Genomic DNA, 16,706 nt, shown 5'->3' on the forward strand with positions numbered 1-16,706 from the left:
TTTCCAAGGCGCATGTCCTTGGAAATAACGGATTTTGATTTTATTCTGCGGCCTGCGGGCCGCAGAACTCTGCGAGGCTTCCTCTGAGTGAGGTTTTTCGACAGACTGATTTTTATTTACAGTCTGCTATTTCGCAGTGGGAAGGTGAGGGCGAACCACAGGGCCAGGCAGAGGGTGATGGAGGCTCCGGCGGAGGAGCTCAGGTGGTAGGACAGCATGAGCCCCGCCACCCCGGCCACCAGGGCGGCAAGGATGGAGAGCAGGTGGAACTGCCGCATGTTCCGGGCCAGGTTACGGGCGGCGGCGGCGGGGAGGACCAGCAGAGAGTTGATGACCAGCAGGCCCACCCAGGTCATGGACACGGTGACCACCACGGCGATGGCCATGGAGAACACCGCCTCCTGCCAGAACACCTTCACCCCCCGGCTGTCCGCCAGGGCAGGGTGGACCGAGGAGAGCATGAGCCCGTTGAAGGAGCACAGCCACAGCGCCGCCACCACCAGCAGGATGACCGCCAGCAGGCCGATCTTGGCCGGCTCCACACTGAGAATGTCCCCGATGAGAAGGGAGTTGAATTTGGTGAAGCTGCCTCCGTCCAGGGTGGCAATGAAGATGCCCAGGGCCACGGCGGTGGAGGAGAACACCCCGATCACCGTGTCGCTGGCCATGTTGGACCGGCGCTGGACGTAGGTGAAGAGGAGGGCGAAGGCGGCGGCCAGAGCCACCGCCATCCACAGAGGGTCGGCCATGCCGCACAGGGTGCCGATGGCGATGCCGGTAAAGGCGGAGTGGCCCAGGGCGTCGGAGAAGAAGCTCATCCGGTTGGTGACCACCATGGTGGACAGCAGGCCGAACAGGGGAGAGATCACCAGCACCGCCAGCAGGGCGTTTTTCATAAAGTACATGGAGCCGGGGGCGGCCCACTCAAAGGGCAGCAGCTCCACCAGAGAGTACCACAATTCCATTACCGTCCCCCTCCTTTCCCCAGGTCCAGGTGAAACACGGCCTGAAATTCCGGCGAGGAGAGCACCTCGGCCGGGGCGCCCACCCGGAGGATCTCGTTTTTCAGCAGCAGCACCTTGTCGGCGTACTGGTCCAGGGTGGCGAAGTCGTGGGTGGACAGGAGGATGGACAGGTCGAACCGGGTGCGGATCTCGTCCAGCATGTCCAGCAGCTGGCGCTCCCCGTCGATGTCCACCCCGGACAGGGGCTCGTCCAGCACCAGAATGTGGGGCAGGGGCTCCAGGGCCAGGGCCAGCAGCACCCGCTGAAGCTCGCCGCCGGACAGGGCGCCCATCCGCTTGTCAATGAGGGAATCCCCGTGGACCCGGGCCAGGCACTCCGCCACCCTGGCCCGCAGACGCCTGGGGGCGGGGAGGAACACCGGCCAGCGGGAGATGGCGGCAGAGAAGAAGTCGAACACGCTCACCGGGTCCCCCCGGTCAAAGCTGGGGGACTGAGGCACATAGCCGATGAGGGGCCGGGTCTTGTCGCCGCCGGCCCGCTGGAACTCGATGGTGCCGGTGTAGGGGATCTGGCCCAGGATGGTGCGGAAGAGGGAGCTCTTGCCCGCTCCGTTGGGGCCGATGAGGGCCACGATCTCCCCGCAGTGGAGGTGGAAGGACACGTTGTGGAGCACCTCTTCATTGCCGAAGTTGACCCCCAGATCGGCCACCTTCAGGCAGCAGGACCCGGCGCAGCCCGGGCCGGTATGGCCGTGCTTGTGTACGCTCATCCCAACGCCTCCGCAATGGTGTCCATATTTTGTTCCATGGCCTCCAGATAGGGCCCCATGCCAGAGCCCTCCCCGCTCATGATCATGTCCAGCTGGGAAACGCCGCAGCCGGTCTCCCGGGAAATGGCCTGGGCGGTGGAATCGGAGCCGTTGACCTCGGTGAAGATGGCGGGGATGTCATATTCCCCGATGAGGGAGACCATCTCCTGGATCTCGGCGGCGGAGGCCTCCGCGCCTTCCTCCTCCTCAATGGCCTTCAGCAGGTTGAGGCCGGTGGCCTGGGCGAAGTACTGGAACCCGTCGTGGAAGGTGATGAGAGGCTTGCCCGCCAGGGCCGCCAGCTTGTCCTGGTCGTACTCCAGCTCGCCTGTGGCGGCGGTCAGGTTGCCGGCATAGGCCTCACCGTGGTCCGGGTCCAGCTCCTCCAGCCCGGCATGGATGTTCTCCAGCATGACGGCGGCATTCTCATAGCTCATCCAGATATGGGGGTCGTACTCGGTGTCGTGGTCGTGGCCCTCGTGGCCCAGGGCGGGCAGCAGGTCGATCCCCTCCGAGCAGTCGATCACCGGGGCGTCCGAGGCGGCCAGGGCGTCGTCCATAAAGTCCTCCAGCCCGGCGCCGTTCATGACGATGACGTCGGCCCCCTCAATGGCCTTCATGTCGGCCACGGTGAGGGTGTAGTCGTGGAGGCAGGAGGTCTGCTGGTTGACCAGCAGGGAGACCTCCACTCCCTCCACCCCCTGGGTGACGGCGGTGGTGAAGAGGTACACCGGGTAGGTGGTGGCCAGGACGCGGAGGGTATCGTCCTCCGCCGCCGGGGCGGCGGGCTGACCGCAGCCGGCCAGCAGCAGGGCAAGGGCGCATACAGGCGCCAGCAGCTTTTTCATATGGTTCCCCTTACTGTTCAGATTTCTGTGGATTGCAACTTATTATTATATCGCCTTTTGCTGTTGATGTAAAACATTTCTTTTGCCTCTTTGCCGCGGGCAAGGGAAGGGGGCCTGCCGCGGCATCGCGCGGCAGGCCCCGTTTTGTCATCCTGAGCGCAGCGAAGGATCTTTCCCGCCGGTTTGCGCGTCGGTACCGAAGATTCTTCGCCCCTCTGGGGCTCAGAATGACAGCGGAGGGCGGGCCGATGTGGGCATCGGCCCCTACATTATTACGCAGCCGGCCCCCGGCGGGGCAAGGCCCGGATCATTCCCCGGACACAATGAGCTGGGTGACGCCGTCGCTGTCCAGGTAGACGCTCTGGCAATTTCCTGCGACAGCCCGGATGTCACCGTTTTCCTGCACGGTGGCAGCGGTGAAAAAGTCGACCCGCCACATCTCCGTGTGAGCGTCGTAGTATTCGCTGGTGGTGTTATACTCGATGGTGCATTCGTTCCTGGCCCGTTCCACCGCCCCGTTCTGATCTTCGATGGGGAAGAGATCCACGTTGACAAATCCCGTTGTTTTCACGCCGGGGTCTCCGGCCTGGTACATGGCGGCGTCCTCTTCGTAGGAAAAGCTGGCCAGGGACTGGCCGTCCGGCTCGTTGGGGGGAGAGGGGACTGCCCCTGACTGCGGATGGCACGCCGCCAACAAACAGGCAGACGCCAGGGCCAGCAGGGAAAGGCTCCACTGTTTCATCGGACACGCTCCTTTCTGAAGTTGCCTTCCTTCTATTGCTTTAGACGGAACTTGATCGTTCCGGTTCCCTTTCCCGGGAGGCTTTCCCCGCCTGGGCCGGGGCGAAGAGTGCCCAGCCCTCGGCGGCCATGCGCTGGGAGACCGCCCCGATGACCGCCCGGACCTGACGGGCCCCGAAGGTGCGCCGGTGCTGCTGGTAGGCGTAGTAGGCCCCCTGGATCTGGTAGGTCAGCAGGATGTGGAACCGGGCGTCCTCCTTGTGCTCGGGCAGCAGGCGGCAGGCCAGGGCCCGCAGCTCCCGCTCAATGGCGATGGGCAGGACGGAGGCCTGGGTGCCCGAGAAGAGGATGTCGATCAGCTCCTGCTGGGCGGAGAAGGCGTCAAAGAGCTGCTCCACAAAGCGGCCGTGGTCCTCGGTGAGCAGCTCCGGCCGGTCCAGGCTCTCCAGCACCCCCCGGATCACCTCCTGCTGGAGCTGATCGGACAGGTGGTATACGTCCCGATAGTGCAGATAAAAGGTGGCCTTGCTGATCTCCGCTCGCTGGGCCAGCTCCTTGACGGTGATCCGCTCCAGGGGCAGCCGGGCCCGCAGCTCCAGGAAGGCGGCCCGGATGGCCCGCAGGGTCTTTTTCTCTCTCAGATCCATGAGATCGCCTCCTTGACGGATCTGTAAATTCGTCCAATAACAGACGGCAGGCCAAAACAGGCGCTGTTCCCTTGCCCCCGTTTGTGCTATAGTATATTATAGTAAAATATTATACTACAGTCAAATAAAAAGGAGCCAATATGGATCACTATTCGTTTTATACCGGGACCTGCTTTGACGCCTACACCTGGCTGGGCGCCCATTTGGAGGGGGAGGGGGCGGTATTCCGCGCCTTTGCCCCGGCGGCGGCGGGGATGGAGCTGCTTCACGGGGGCAAAAGCTATCCCATGGAGCAGGTATACGACGGCAATTTTTATGAGGCGCGGGTGGAAGGGGTGGCCCCTGGTGACTGCTATCAGTTCCGGGTCCACCGCCCCGACGGGGGCTATACCGACCACTGCGACCCCTACGGCTACGGCATGGAGCTGCGGCCGGGGCGGCAGTCGGTGGTGCGGGATCTGGCGGAGTACCAGTTCCGGGACTGGGCCTGGATGGCCGCCCGGGAGGAGCGGCTGGAGGAGCCGCTGAACATCTACGAGCTCCACCTGGGCTCCTGGCGGCGAAAGCCCGACGGGAGCTGGTACCGGTATGACGAGCTGGCCTATCCCCTCATCGAGTACGTCCGGCAGTACGGCTACAACTATGTGGAGTTCATGCCCCTGAGCGAGCACCCCTGCGACGAGAGCTGGGGCTATCAGGTCACCGGCTTTTACGCCCCCACCAGCCGGTATGGCACCGCCCGGGAGCTGATGATCCTGGTGGACCGGCTCCACCAGGCGGGGATCGGGGTGATCCTGGACTTTGTGCCCGCCCACTTTGCCCTGGACGACTACGGCCTGGCCCGGTTCGACGGCACCGCCCTGTACGAGTACCCCAGCCGGGACGTGGAGGTCAGCGAGTGGGGGAGCCACAACTTCATGTACTCCCGGGGGGAGGTGCGCTCCTTCCTCCAGTCCTGCGCCCGGTACTGGCTGGAGGTGTTCCACTTTGACGGCCTGCGGATGGACGCGGTGAGCCGGATCCTCTACTGGCAGGGGGACCAGGCCAGGGGGGTGAACGGGGATGGAGTGCGCTTTCTCCGGGAAATGAACCGAGGCCTGAAAAAGCTGTGCCCCGGCTGCATCCTGGCGGCGGAGGACTCCACCAGCTTTCCCAAGGTAACTGCTCCGGCGGAGCAGGGCGGGCTGGGCTTCGACTACAAGTGGGACATGGGGTGGATGCACGACACCCTCTCCTACTTCCAGTCCCCTCCCGCGGAGCGGGCCCGGAACCCCCAGCGGCTCACCTTTTCTATGCATTACTTCTCCCAGGAGCGGTATCTCCTCCCCCTGTCTCATGACGAGGTGGTCCACGGTAAGGCTACCATTTTGCAGAAAATGCACGGGGACTATGATGGGAAGTTCCCCCAGGCCCGGGCCTTCTACCTTTATATGATGGTTCATCCGGGAAAGAAGCTCAACTTCATGGGCAACGAGATCGGCCATTTCCGGGAGTGGGACGAGGGCCGGGAGCAGGACTGGCTGCTGTTGGACTATCCCATCCACAAGGCCTTTGCCGCCTATATGGCGGAGCTCAACCGCCTCTATCTGACCCGTCCGGCCCTGTCTCAGTGGGATTACCGGCCGGAGGGCTTCCGCTGGCTGGACTGCGGGGAGGCCCCCTGTCTCTTCGGCCTGGAGCGGCGGTGTGGGGAGGAACGGCTGGCGGCGCTGTTCAACCTGGGGGAGGAGCCGGCGGAGTACCGGCTGCCCGCCCCGGAGGGCGGGGTGCTGCTGCTCCACACCCAGTGGGAGCGATTCGGCGGCGACCTGCCCCGGGCGTCCTGCCTCCCCGCCCGCGGGGTCTTTTCTGGGCTCCTTCCTCCCTTCTCCGGAGCCCTGTTTGCCCTGGAGGACTGAGGGATATTCAATTACAAATGAATATTATGTATAATACCGAAAAAATGACTGGGGATGGGCGGGGAATATTCGCATATTTATGCGAACTGCCACTTGCATTTTCCGGGCGGGTATGGTACACTGTCTCCAACATAAACAAACGGAGGTCTTACATACCATGTCTGACATTAAAAAAGTTGTGCTCGCCTATTCCGGCGGTTTGGATACGTCCATCATCATCCCCTGGCTGAAGGAGAACTACGGCAACCCCGAGATCATCGCCGTCTCCGGCAACGTGGGACAGGCTGACGAGCTGGAGGGCCTGGAGGAGAAGGCCATCAAGACCGGCGCCTCCAAGCTGTACGTGGAGGATCTGGTGGACGAGATGGTGGACGACGTCATCATCCCCTCCATGCAGATGGGCGCCAAGTACGAGGACTATCTGCTGGGCACCGCCTTTGCCCGTCCCATCATTGCCAAGCGGCTGGTGGAGATCGCCAAGGCCGAGGGAGCCGACGCCATCTGCCACGGCTGCACCGGCAAGGGCAACGACCAGATCCGCTTTGAGCTGGCCATCAAGCGCTTCGCCCCCGAGATGAAGATCATCGCCCCCTGGCGTGAGTGGGACATCAAGAGCCGGGACGAGGAGATCGACTACGCCGAGGCCCACAACGTGCCCCTGAAGATTTCCCGGGAAACCAACTACTCCAAGGACAAGAACCTGTGGCACCTGAGCCACGAGGGCCTGGACCTGGAGGACCCCGCCAGCGAGCCCCAGTACGACAAGCCCGGCTTCCTGGAGATGGGCGTGTCTCCCGTCATGGCCCCCGACGCCCCCACCTATGTGACCATCGACTTTGAGAAGGGCTGGCCCGTGGCTGTGGACGGCGAGAAGATGAAGGCCTCCGATATCATCCGCAAGCTCAACGACCTGGGCGGCAAGAACGGCATCGGCCTGCTGGACATCGTGGAGAACCGGATGACCGGCATGAAGGACCGGGGCGTGTACGAGACCCCCGGCGGCGCCATCCTCTACCGGGCCCACGAGGTGCTGGAGATGATCACCATCGACAAGGATACCGCCCACATGAAGAGCAAGCTGGCGGTGGACTTCGCCGACCTGGTGTACAACGGCAAGTGGTTCACCCCCCTGCGGGAGGCCCTCACCGCCTTCGCCACCGAGACCCAGAAGCACGTCACCGGCACCGTGAAGCTGAAGCTGTACAAGGGCAACATCATCACCGCCGGCGTCACCTCTCCCGACACCCTCTACTCCGAGGAGATCGTCACCTTCCAGGAGAGCGACTACAACCAGAACGATGCCACCGGCTTCATCAACCTGTGGGGCCTGCCCGACACCGTCCTCGCTCTCCGCGATCAGGGTAAGCTGAACAAATAAGAGGCGGCGTTCTGGTCCCCGGCGAAGCCGGGACGGCGCGGGTGCGCCGTACAAGCGTTTTCGCCCCGCGAAAACCTTGGCGCAAGGGCGGATTCACTCCGCCCGCGCAAGTGAAATCAGAGGGGCCCCCGGCGGCCTTGCCGCTGGGGAGACGATGCCACCGGCTTCATCAACCTGTGGGGCCTGCCCGATACTGTGCTGGCGCTGCGGGACCAGGGCAAGCTGAACAAGTAATTGAAATTTTCTGCGGGCGGCCGCAGGCCGCCCCTACCATCACCGTAGGGGCGACCTGTGGTCGCCCGCAATCCAGATAGGGAGCGATTTGCTATGAAACTATGGGCCGGACGGTTCCAGAAAGAGACCGACACCCTGGTCAACGACTTCAACTCATCCATCACCTTTGACGCCCGGATGTATCAGGAGGATATCGCCGGCTCCATCGCCCACGCCGCCATGCTGGGCAGGCAGGGCATCATTGAGGAGCACGAGGCCGAGAAGATCATCGAGGGCCTGAAGGTGATCCTGGCCGACATCGAGGCAGGACAGGTGGAGTTCTCCCTGGAGAACGAGGACATCCACATGAATGTTGAGACCATGCTCACCCAGCGCATCGGGGACACCGGCAAGCGGCTGCACACCGGCCGTTCCCGGAACGACCAGGTGGCGGTGGACTTCCGACTCTATGTCAAGCGGGAGATCCCCAAGATCATCAACATGGTGCTGGATCTGGAGAAGGTGCTCATCAAAAAGGCGGAGGCCAACCTGGAGACCGTCATGCCGGGCTACACCCACCTGCAGCGGGCCCAGCCCACCACCTTCGCCCACTACATGATGGCCTATGCCAACATGCTCCGCCGGGACGTGACCCGGCTGGAGGACTGCCTGGAGCGGATGGACGAATGCCCCCTGGGGGCCGGCGCCCTGGCCACCTCCACCTACCCGGTGGACCGGTTCCAGACCGCAGAAGCCCTGGGCTTCAAAAAGCCCACCGGCAACTCCATGGACTCCGTGTCCGACCGGGACTTCGCCATCGAGTTCCTCTCCGCCTGCTCCATTCTCATGATGCACCTGTCCCGGTTCTCCGAGGAGATCATCCTCTGGTGCTCCTGGGAATTCAAGTTCGTGGAGCTGGACGACGCCTACTCCACCGGCTCCTCCATCATGCCCCAGAAGAAGAACCCCGACGTGGCCGAGCTGGTCCGGGGCAAGACCGGCCGGGTGTACGGCTCCCTGGTGACCCTGCTCACCGTCATGAAGGCCCTCCCCCTGGCCTACAACAAGGACATGCAGGAGGACAAGGAGTGTGTCTTTGACGCCATCGACACGGTAGAGATGTGCCTGCCGGTCTTTGCCGCCATGCTGGATACCCTCACCGTCCTGCCCAAGAACATGCGCAACGCCGCCTCCGGCGGCTTCATCAACGCCACCGATTGCGCCGACTACCTGACCAAGAAGGGGATGCCCTTCCGGGAGGCCTACATGATCGTGGGCCGGCTGGTCAACCTGTGCATCAAGGCCGGCGAGACCCTGGACACCCTGCCCCTGAAGGACTTCCGCTCCATCTCCAACCTGTTCGACGCCGACGTGTACCAGGCTTTGGAGCTGAAAACCTGCGTCAACGGCCGCAAGGTCTACGGCGGCCCGGCCAAGGAGGCGGTGATGCAGCAGATCGCCAACATCAAGGCCTTTGTGGAGGCGAGAGCTCAATGAGCAAGCCCAAGGTTTTTATCGACGGCCAGGAGGGCACCACCGGGCTCCAGATCCATGAGCGGCTGGCGGGCCGGGAGGACATCGAGTTGCTGGTCATCGACCCTGACAAGCGAAAAGACTTGACAGAGCGGAAGCGGCTCATCAACGAGGCCGACCTGGTGTTCCTCTGCCTGCCGGACGCCGCCGCCGTGGAGGCGGTGGGGCTCATCGAGAACTCCCGCACCCGGGTCATTGACGCCTCCACCGCCCACCGCACCGCCCCAGGCTGGGTCTACGGCTTCCCGGAGCTCTATAAAGATCCGGCGCAAACCCTAGGGGCAGCAAGGTTTGTGGCCAATCCCGGCTGTCACGCCACCGGTTTTCTTTCCGCGGTGGCCCCCCTGGTATCCATGCGCATTTTGCCCAAGGACTATCCCATCACCTGCTTCTCTCTCACCGGCTATTCCGGCGGCGGAAAAAAGATGATCGCCCAGTATGAGAGCCAGGATAAAGGGGAAGAGCTTTACAGTCCTCGGGTGTACGGCACCACCCTGAAGCACAAGCATCTGCCCGAAATGCAGCGGATCTCCGGCCTGGACAACCCGCCGGTGTTCACTCCGGTGGTGGACGACTACTACAAGGGCATGGCCACCACCGTGTTCTTCCACAACCGGTACCTGGTGGGCCAGCCCACCGCCAAGGAGCTGGGGCTCATCCTCATGACCTACTACGCCAACCAGCCCCTGATCTCGGTGGCCCCCTACAGCGAGGAGCCGGCCTACCTGGCGGCCAACACCCTGGCGGGCACCGACCGGCTGGAGCTCACCGTCAGCGGCCACGAGGGGCAGGCTATCGTCACCGCCCGGTTCGACAACCTGGGCAAGGGGGCCTCCGGCGCGGCGGTGCAGAACATGAATTTGATGCTGGGCTTTGAGATGACAGCCGGTTTGGCGCTGTAACGGCGGGCGGCCGCAGGCCGCCCCTACACATACGCCGCGCTCCCAGCCGTAGCGGCGACCTGTGGTCGCCCGCATACCAGGGGAGCGGCCCCCATTGACCTATGATTTCATCCGATAAGGAGTGAACGATATGAAACAGATCCCCGGCGGGGTCACCGCCCCCAAAGGCTTTACCGCCTCCGGCGTCCACTGCGGCGTGAAGAAGGGGAAGGGGGACGGCAATCAGCCCCCCATGAGCAAGATGCCCGAGGTGCTGGCCGACAAAAAGGACCTGGCCCTCATCGTGTCCGAGCAGCCCTGCGTGGCGGCGGCAGTGTACACCATGAACCGGGTAAAGGCCGCCCCCCTGTACGTGACCATGGACCACCTGGAGAACGGGGAGGCCCAGGCCATCGTGGCCAACTCGGGCAACGCCAACGCCTGCGCCCCCAACAGCCATGAGCACGCCGAGGAGATGTGCCAGCTGGCCGCCCAGGCCACCGGCCTGAAGGCCGCCGACTTCGTGGTGGCCTCCACCGGCGTCATCGGCCAGGAGCTGAACATCGCCGCCATCGCCAAGGGCCTGCCGGAGGCCGCAGCCGCCCTGTCCAAAAACGGCTCGGACGACGCGGCCAACGCCATCATGACCACCGACACCGTGAAGAAGGAGCTGTCGGTGACCTGCTCCATCGGGGGCAAGACGGTGACCATCGGGGCCATTGCCAAGGGCTCCGGCATGATCCACCCCAACATGGGCACCATGCTGTGCTTCGTCACCACCGACTGCGCCATCACCCACGAGATGCTCACCGACGCCCTCCACGAGATCGTGCCCCGCACCTTCAACCGGGTGACGGTGGACGGGGACACCTCCACCAACGACATGTGCGTGGTGCTGGCCAACGGCATGGCGGAAAACGAGCTCATCGAGTGGAAGGACGACAGCTATACCGTCTTTTACAAGACCCTCTACTATGTGTTCGAGCAGCTGGCCCGGAACATCGCCGCCGACGGCGAGGGGGCCAGCAAGCTCATCACCTGCACCGTCACCAATGCCCGCAGCGAGGAGAGCGCCGAGCGCCTCAGTAAGGCAGTGGTGGGCTCCGCTCTGGTAAAGGCCGCCATGTTCGGCTCCGACGCCAACTGGGGCCGGGTGCTGTGTGCCATGGGTTACTCCAAGGCCCCCTTCCGGCCGGAGTTCGTGGACGTGAAATTCTCCTCCGCCGTGGGAGAGATCCTGGTGTGCGAGCAGGGGGCCGGTGTGGACTTCGACGAGGAGAACGCCAAGAGCATCCTGTCCCAGGACGAGGTGGTCATCCAGGTGGACCTCCACGAGGGCGAGCATGAGGCCACCTGCTGGGGGTGCGACCTCACCTACGACTACGTGAAGATCAACGGCGACTACCGCACCTGATCGGAATACCGGCGGGCGGGTCCCGGACCCGCCCCTACGCAATATGGAGGAGATTCCCGTGTCATTCAGCGAGGTGGACCGGGCCAAGGTGTTGGCCGAGGCCCTGCCCTACATTCAGAAATACTACGGCAAGACCGTGGTGGTGAAATACGGCGGCAACGCCATGATCTCCGACGAGCTGCGCCAGGCCGTCATCTCCGACATCATCCTGCTCCATCTGGTGGGCATCCGGGTGGTGGTGGTCCACGGCGGCGGGCCGGAGATCACCGAAATGCTGACCAAGATCGGCAAGGAGTCCAAATTCGTGGACGGCCTGCGGTACACCGATCAGGAGACCATGGACATCGTCCAGCAGGTGCTGTGCGGCAAGGTGAACAAGAACCTGGTGGCCACCCTGAACCGGATGGGCGGCCGGGCGGTGGGCCTGTGCGGCATGGACGCCGGTCTGTTCCAGGCCAAAATGCTGGACGAGAAGTACGGCCTGGTGGGGGAGATCACCGAGGTGGATCCCCGGGCGGTGGTGGACAGCCTGGAGAAGGGCTACATCCCCGTGGTGTCCACGGTAGCCCAGGGTACCGATGCCGACACCGCCTACAACATCAACGCCGACACCGCCGCCGCCAAGCTGGCGGTGGCCCTGAAGGCGGAAAAGCTGATCCTGCTCACCGACGTGCGGGGTCTGCTGATGGACCCCAAGAACGAGAATACCCTGCTGCCGGTGGTGCGCCTGTCCCAGGTGCCCGGACTGGTGCAGGACGGGGTCATCCAGGGGGGCATGATCCCCAAGGTGGAGTGCTGTGTGGAGTCGGTGCGCTCCGGGGTGGAGAACGCCGTCATCCTGGACGGCCGCATCCCCCATTCCATCCTCATCGAGCTGCTGTCCGACGAGGGCATCGGCACCATGCTGCTGTAAGGAGGGGAGACTATGGACCATAAGGAACTGGTGGAGCTGGACCACCAATATGTGATGCAGACCTATGGCCGGTTCGACGTGGATATCGACCATGGCAAGGGAGCCACCCTGTACGACCTGGCGGGAAAGGAGTACATCGACTTCTCCTCAGGCATCGGAGTCAACTCCATCGGCTACGGCAATGAAAAGTGGGTAAATGCCATCACCGATCAGGCCGGCAAGCTGGGCCACATCTCCAATCTGTTCTACTCCCAGCCCTACGCCAGGCTGGCGGAGCAGCTGTGCCGGCGCTCCGGCATGGCGGCGGCCTTTTTCGGCAACTCGGGGGCCGAGGCCAACGAGGGCATGATCAAGCTGGCCCGGAAATATTCCTTTGATAAGTACGGGAAGGGAAGGGGCACCATTATCACCCTGCGCAACTCCTTCCACGGCCGTACCCTCACCACCCTCACCGCCACCGGCCAGGACGTGTTCCACAATTACTTTTTCCCCTTTATCGATGGATTCCGGTACGCCGTGGCGGGGGACATGAGCTCCCTCCAGGAGGTAGCGGGCCACGATGTGTGCGCCGTCATGCTGGAGCTGGTGCAGGGAGAGGGGGGCGTGCTCCCCATGGACCCGACCTACGTCCACGATCTGGCGGTGCTGTGCGCCGAGCGGGACTGGCTGCTGCTGGTGGACGAGGTGCAGACGGGTGTGGGCCGCACCGGCACCCTGTTTGCCTTCCAGCAGTACGGCATCATCCCCGACGCCGTTTCCTTTGCCAAGGGCATCGCCGGCGGCCTGCCCATGGGTGGTTTTTTGGCCAACGAGCGGTGCCGGGACGTGCTGGGCCCGGGCACCCACGCCGCCACCTTCGGCGGTAACCCCATCTGCGCTGCCGCCGCTCAGGTGGTGCTGGACACCCTGGACGAGGATACCCTGGCTCAGGTGGCCGAAAAGGGCAAGTATATCCGGGCCCGCATCGAGCACATGGGGCTGTCCAGCCTGGGGGCCACCCGGGGCCTGGGCCTGATGATCGGCGTGGAGGTCACCGGGGAGGAGAGCAACAAGGCCATGGCTGCCCGGCTCATCCGCAACGGCCTGCTGGTGCTGACGGCGGGCCAGGCCCTCCGGCTGCTGCCCCCCCTGACCATCTCCATGGCGGAGATCGACAAGGGCCTGGCTATTATGAAGGATTCCCTGCTGTAAAGAAGGATAACATGAGGTGAATGAAATGCAAAAAGACCTGCTCAAGCTGCTGGACCTGAACAAGACCGACATCGTCAAGATCCTGGACACTGCCGATCAACTGAAGTACAACCAGAAGCATGGCCTGACCCACCACTACCTGGAGGGTAAGACCCTGGCCATGATCTTTGAGAAGAACTCCACCCGGACCCGGGTGTCCTTCGAAGTGGGCATGTTCCAGCTGGGAGGCCACGCCCTCTTCCTCTCCGGCAAGGAGAGCCAGATCGGCCGGGGCGAGCCCATCGAGGACACCGCCCGGGTGCTCAGCCGCTACTGCGACGGCATCATGATCCGCACCTTCGGCCAGGAAGAGGTGGAGACCCTGGCCAAATATTCCTCCATCCCCGTCATCAACGGCCTCACCGACTTCGCCCACCCCTGCCAGGTGCTGGCCGACCTCATGACCATCCGGGAGCACAAGTCCCGGCTGGAGGGCCTGAAGCTGTGCTACATCGGCGACGGCAACAACATGGCCAACTCCCTCATCGTGGGCGGCCTGAAGGTGGGTATGGAAGTAGCCGTGGCCTGCCCCGAGGGCTACGACCCCGACCCCAGGGTGCTGGACTTTGCCAACAGCTGCGGCGGCAAGTTCACCCTCTGCCGGGATCCCAAGGAGGCTGCCGCCGACGCCGACGCCCTGTTCACCGACGTGTGGGCCTCCATGGGCCAGGAGGGCGAGGCCCAGAAGCGCCGGGCGGTCTTTGAGGGGGTCTACCAGATCAACGAGGAGCTGATGAAGCTGGCCCACCCCGGCGCCATGGTGCAGCACTGCCTGCCTGCCCACCGGGGGGAGGAGATCACCGCCGACGTGTTCGAGGCCCACGCCAACGAGATCTTTGACGAGGCGGAGAACCGGCTCCATGCCCAGAAGGCTGTCATGCACCTGCTGATGGGCGGCGCGGGCTGAATAACAGAGTTAAGAAAAGGCTGCCGCAGGCCGGCAGCCTTTTCTTTTCCGCATTCGATGGATTTTTCTTGACTGAAACGCTGTTAAGTGGTATAGTATCAACGTAGTCTAAATGTACGGCCTTAACTCACATGTTTGTAGTCATCGTCGCTTCTTCAGACGATGCTCAAAATGTGGGTTTTCTTGTCATTTAGCACCAATTTTTTTGCAGGAGGTACCTTAACTATGTATCACGGTACTGTCAAGTGGTTCAACGAGACCAAGGGCTTCGGCTTCATCTCCAACGACGAGGGCGGCGAGGACGTGTTCGTCCACTTCTCCGCCATCGTGTGCGACGGCTTCAAGACCCTCCAGGAGGGCCAGAAGGTCACCTATGATGTGGAGCCCGACCCCAAGAACGCCGACAAGATGCGCGCTGTCAACGTTGTGGCCGCCTGATCACAGGATACAAGGTACGACAAGCAGACCGACGGGATGCCCGCCGGTCTGTTTTTTTATCCCCACCCCGGTGGGCCCGGCACGGTTGACAAGCCGGGGAAAGAATGGTACATTGGAAGGGATCATAAGCGGAAATGGAGGAAAACGCCGGTTTGCCAGCAGGGGAGCCGGCGCATTTTCGTTGCTGCGTGGAAGAAGGAGTGAAGGATGATGAGATCTGACATTGAGATCGCCCAGGCCTGTGAAATGAAGCACATCAAGGACATTGCCGCCGTGGCCGGGGTGGACGAGGACTATCTGGAGTATTACGGCAAGTACAAGGCAAAGATCGACCTGAAGCTGCTGGCCGACCGGGAGGGCAGGCCCGACGGCAAGCTGGTGCTGGTCACCGCGATCAACCCGACCCCTGCCGGAGAGGGCAAGACCACCACCACCGTGGGCCTGGCCGACGGGATGCGCAGGCTGGGCAAGAACACCGTGGTGGCTCTGCGGGAGCCCTCCCTGGGTCCGGTGTTCGGGGTGAAGGGAGGGGCCGCCGGCGGCGGCTACGCCCAGGTGGTGCCCATGGAGGACATCAACCTCCACTTCACCGGCGACTTCCATGCCATCGGCGCGGCCAATAACCTGCTGGCCGCCATGCTGGACAACCACATTCAGCAGGGCAACGCCCTGGACATCGACGTGAAGCACATCACCTGGAAGCGGTGCGTGGACATGAACGACCGCCAGCTGCGCAACGTCATCGACGGCCTGGGGGGCCGGATGCAGGGCGTGCCCCGGGAGGACGGCTTTGACATCACCGTAGCCAGCGAGATCATGGCGGTGCTCTGCCTGTCCAACGGTCTCATGGACCTGAAGGCCCGGCTGGGCCGGATGGTGGTGGCCTATACCCGCTCCGGCGCGCCCGTCACCGCCCACGATCTGAAGGCCGAGGGGGCCATGGCCGCCCTGCTGAAGGACGCCATCAAGCCCAACCTGGTCCAGACCCTGGAGGGCACCCCCGCCTTTATCCACGGCGGGCCCTTCGCCAACATCGCCCACGGCTGCAACTCGGTGATGGCCACCCGTGTGGCCATGAAGATGGGGGACTACGCCATCACCGAGGCCGGTTTTGGCGCCGACCTGGGGGCGGAGAAGTTCCTGGATATCAAGTGCCGCCTGGCGGGGCTCACTCCCTCCGCCGTGGTGGTGGTGGCTACCGTCCGGGCCCTGAAGCACCACGGCGGCGTGACTAAGGCCGAGCTGGGCAGCGAGAACCTGGAGGCGCTGGAAAAGGGCCTGCCCAACCTGCTCCGCCACGTGGAGAACATCACCACCGTGTACGGCCTGCCCTGCGTGGTGGCCATCAACCGCTTCCCCACCGACACCGAGGCCGAGCTGCGCCTGGTGGAGGACAAGTGTAAGGCCCTGGGGGTCAATGTGGCCCTCAGCGAGGTGTGGGCCAAGGGAGGCGAGGGCGGCATGGCCCTGGCCCGTGAGGTCATCCGCCTGTGCGAGGAGCCCAACCACTTCTCCTTTGCCTATGACCTGGAGGGCTCCATCGAGGACAAGCTGGCCGCCATCGTGAAAAAGGTGTACCATGGGGACGGAGTGGTTCTGACTCCCGCCGCCAAAAAGCAGGCGGCGGAGCTTACCGCCCTGGGCTTTGGGGGGCTGCCCATCTGCATGGCAAAGACCCAGTATTCCTTCTCCGACGACCAGACCCTGCTGGGCGCTCCTGAGGGCTTCACTGTTACGGTGCGCAACCTGAAGGTGTCCGCCGGCGCAGGGTTCCTGGTGGCCCTCACCGGCGACATCATGACCATGCCCGGCCTGCCCAAGGTGCCCGCCGCCGAAAAGGTGGACGTGGACGAGAACGGCAGGATCTCCGGACTGTTTTAAGGAGGGATCT

General features: G+C 63.5%; 15 protein-coding genes. 10 read left to right on the forward strand and 5 right to left on the reverse strand.

Annotated elements, in window-relative coordinates:
- Window positions 1-116 precede the first annotated feature (116 nt).
- The 5 genes from H6B51_RS02050 to H6B51_RS02070 form a co-directional block, all read right to left on the reverse strand.
- Window positions 117-965, reverse strand: coding sequence for a metal ABC transporter permease (locus H6B51_RS02050; protein WP_204882090.1), 849 nt, complete (start codon window positions 963-965; stop codon window positions 117-119).
- Window positions 965-1,735, reverse strand: a complete 771-nt coding sequence (locus tag H6B51_RS02055) for a metal ABC transporter ATP-binding protein (RefSeq protein ID WP_204882091.1) — start codon at window positions 1,733-1,735, stop codon at window positions 965-967. Before H6B51_RS02055 ends, H6B51_RS02050 begins: the two co-directional genes overlap by 1 nt.
- Complete coding sequence (locus H6B51_RS02060; RefSeq protein WP_204882093.1) at window positions 1,732-2,622, reverse strand: metal ABC transporter substrate-binding protein; 891 nt, start codon at window positions 2,620-2,622, stop codon at window positions 1,732-1,734. The genes H6B51_RS02055 and H6B51_RS02060 overlap by 4 nt, the downstream gene beginning before the upstream one ends.
- Before the next feature lie 307 nt (window positions 2,623-2,929).
- Window positions 2,930-3,364 (reverse strand): hypothetical protein, encoded by a 435-nt coding sequence (locus tag H6B51_RS02065; RefSeq protein WP_204882095.1) that lies wholly within the window; start codon window positions 3,362-3,364, stop codon window positions 2,930-2,932.
- Between the two features lie 40 nt (window positions 3,365-3,404).
- A complete protein-coding gene (locus tag H6B51_RS02070; protein ID WP_204882096.1) occupies window positions 3,405-4,010 on the reverse strand; it encodes a TetR/AcrR family transcriptional regulator in 606 nt (201 codons plus the stop codon).
- 140 nt (window positions 4,011-4,150) lie between these two features.
- Between H6B51_RS02070 and glgB the strand changes: the two genes are divergently transcribed.
- From glgB to H6B51_RS02120, 10 genes are all read left to right on the forward strand, one after another.
- The gene (gene glgB / locus H6B51_RS02075) at window positions 4,151-5,908 is read left to right on the forward strand and encodes a 1,4-alpha-glucan branching protein GlgB (RefSeq protein ID WP_204882098.1); all 1,758 of its coding nucleotides are present in this window, start codon (window positions 4,151-4,153) and stop codon (window positions 5,906-5,908) included.
- A 157-nt stretch (window positions 5,909-6,065) separates the two neighbouring features.
- Window positions 6,066-7,286, forward strand: coding sequence for an argininosuccinate synthase (locus H6B51_RS02080; RefSeq protein WP_204882099.1), 1,221 nt, complete (start codon window positions 6,066-6,068; stop codon window positions 7,284-7,286).
- 327 nt (window positions 7,287-7,613) lie between these two features.
- Window positions 7,614-8,996, forward strand: a complete 1,383-nt coding sequence (gene argH, locus H6B51_RS02085) for an argininosuccinate lyase (RefSeq protein ID WP_204882100.1) — start codon at window positions 7,614-7,616, stop codon at window positions 8,994-8,996.
- Window positions 8,993-9,934, forward strand: coding sequence for an N-acetyl-gamma-glutamyl-phosphate reductase (gene argC, locus H6B51_RS02090; RefSeq protein ID WP_204882101.1), 942 nt, complete (start codon window positions 8,993-8,995; stop codon window positions 9,932-9,934). Before argH ends, argC begins: the two co-directional genes overlap by 4 nt.
- A 130-nt stretch (window positions 9,935-10,064) precedes the next feature.
- Complete coding sequence (argJ, locus tag H6B51_RS02095) at window positions 10,065-11,327, forward strand: bifunctional glutamate N-acetyltransferase/amino-acid acetyltransferase ArgJ (protein WP_204882102.1); 1,263 nt, start codon at window positions 10,065-10,067, stop codon at window positions 11,325-11,327.
- 43 nt (window positions 11,328-11,370) lie between these two features.
- Complete coding sequence (argB, locus tag H6B51_RS02100; RefSeq protein ID WP_204882103.1) at window positions 11,371-12,240, forward strand: acetylglutamate kinase; 870 nt, start codon at window positions 11,371-11,373, stop codon at window positions 12,238-12,240.
- A 12-nt stretch (window positions 12,241-12,252) separates the two neighbouring features.
- A complete protein-coding gene (locus H6B51_RS02105) occupies window positions 12,253-13,431 on the forward strand; it encodes an acetylornithine/succinylornithine family transaminase (RefSeq protein ID WP_204882104.1) in 1,179 nt (392 codons plus the stop codon).
- A 25-nt stretch (window positions 13,432-13,456) separates the two neighbouring features.
- Window positions 13,457-14,377, forward strand: a complete 921-nt coding sequence (argF, locus tag H6B51_RS02110; protein ID WP_204882105.1) for an ornithine carbamoyltransferase — start codon at window positions 13,457-13,459, stop codon at window positions 14,375-14,377.
- Between the two features lie 225 nt (window positions 14,378-14,602).
- Window positions 14,603-14,815, forward strand: coding sequence for a cold-shock protein (locus H6B51_RS02115; protein WP_204882106.1), 213 nt, complete (start codon window positions 14,603-14,605; stop codon window positions 14,813-14,815).
- Window positions 14,816-15,025: 210 nt separating this feature from the next.
- Complete coding sequence (locus H6B51_RS02120) at window positions 15,026-16,696, forward strand: formate--tetrahydrofolate ligase (RefSeq protein WP_204882107.1); 1,671 nt, start codon at window positions 15,026-15,028, stop codon at window positions 16,694-16,696.
- The last annotated feature ends 10 nt before the right edge of the window (window positions 16,697-16,706 follow it).

It is taken from the genome of Pseudoflavonifractor phocaeensis (assembly GCF_016901955.1).
GTDB classification, from domain to species: Bacteria; Bacillota; Clostridia; order Oscillospirales; family Oscillospiraceae; genus Flavonifractor; species Flavonifractor phocaeensis_A.

Excerpts from the sequence above, each read along its gene's own strand:
- H6B51_RS02080 (WP_204882099.1), top strand. The coding sequence starts at position 6,066 with ATGTCTGACATTAAAAAAGTTGTGCTCGCCTATTCCGGCGGTTTGGAT.
- H6B51_RS02065 (WP_204882095.1), bottom strand. The coding sequence starts at position 3,364 with ATGAAACAGTGGAGCCTTTCCCTGCTGGCCCTGGCGTCTGCCTGTTTG.
- H6B51_RS02115 (WP_204882106.1), top strand. The coding sequence starts at position 14,603 with ATGTATCACGGTACTGTCAAGTGGTTCAACGAGACCAAGGGCTTCGGC.
- argC (WP_204882101.1), top strand. The coding sequence starts at position 8,993 with ATGAGCAAGCCCAAGGTTTTTATCGACGGCCAGGAGGGCACCACCGGG.
- H6B51_RS02070 (WP_204882096.1), bottom strand. The coding sequence starts at position 4,010 with ATGGATCTGAGAGAGAAAAAGACCCTGCGGGCCATCCGGGCCGCCTTC.
- H6B51_RS02120 (WP_204882107.1), top strand. The coding sequence starts at position 15,026 with ATGAGATCTGACATTGAGATCGCCCAGGCCTGTGAAATGAAGCACATC.
- argJ (WP_204882102.1), top strand. The coding sequence starts at position 10,065 with ATGAAACAGATCCCCGGCGGGGTCACCGCCCCCAAAGGCTTTACCGCC.
- H6B51_RS02050 (WP_204882090.1), bottom strand. The coding sequence starts at position 965 with ATGGAATTGTGGTACTCTCTGGTGGAGCTGCTGCCCTTTGAGTGGGCC.
- argF (WP_204882105.1), top strand. The coding sequence starts at position 13,457 with ATGCAAAAAGACCTGCTCAAGCTGCTGGACCTGAACAAGACCGACATC.
- argH (WP_204882100.1), top strand. The coding sequence starts at position 7,614 with ATGAAACTATGGGCCGGACGGTTCCAGAAAGAGACCGACACCCTGGTC.
- argB (WP_204882103.1), top strand. The coding sequence starts at position 11,371 with ATGGAGGAGATTCCCGTGTCATTCAGCGAGGTGGACCGGGCCAAGGTG.
- glgB (WP_204882098.1), top strand. The coding sequence starts at position 4,151 with ATGGATCACTATTCGTTTTATACCGGGACCTGCTTTGACGCCTACACC.
- H6B51_RS02060 (WP_204882093.1), bottom strand. The coding sequence starts at position 2,622 with ATGAAAAAGCTGCTGGCGCCTGTATGCGCCCTTGCCCTGCTGCTGGCC.
- H6B51_RS02105 (WP_204882104.1), top strand. The coding sequence starts at position 12,253 with ATGGACCATAAGGAACTGGTGGAGCTGGACCACCAATATGTGATGCAG.
- H6B51_RS02055 (WP_204882091.1), bottom strand. The coding sequence starts at position 1,735 with ATGAGCGTACACAAGCACGGCCATACCGGCCCGGGCTGCGCCGGGTCC.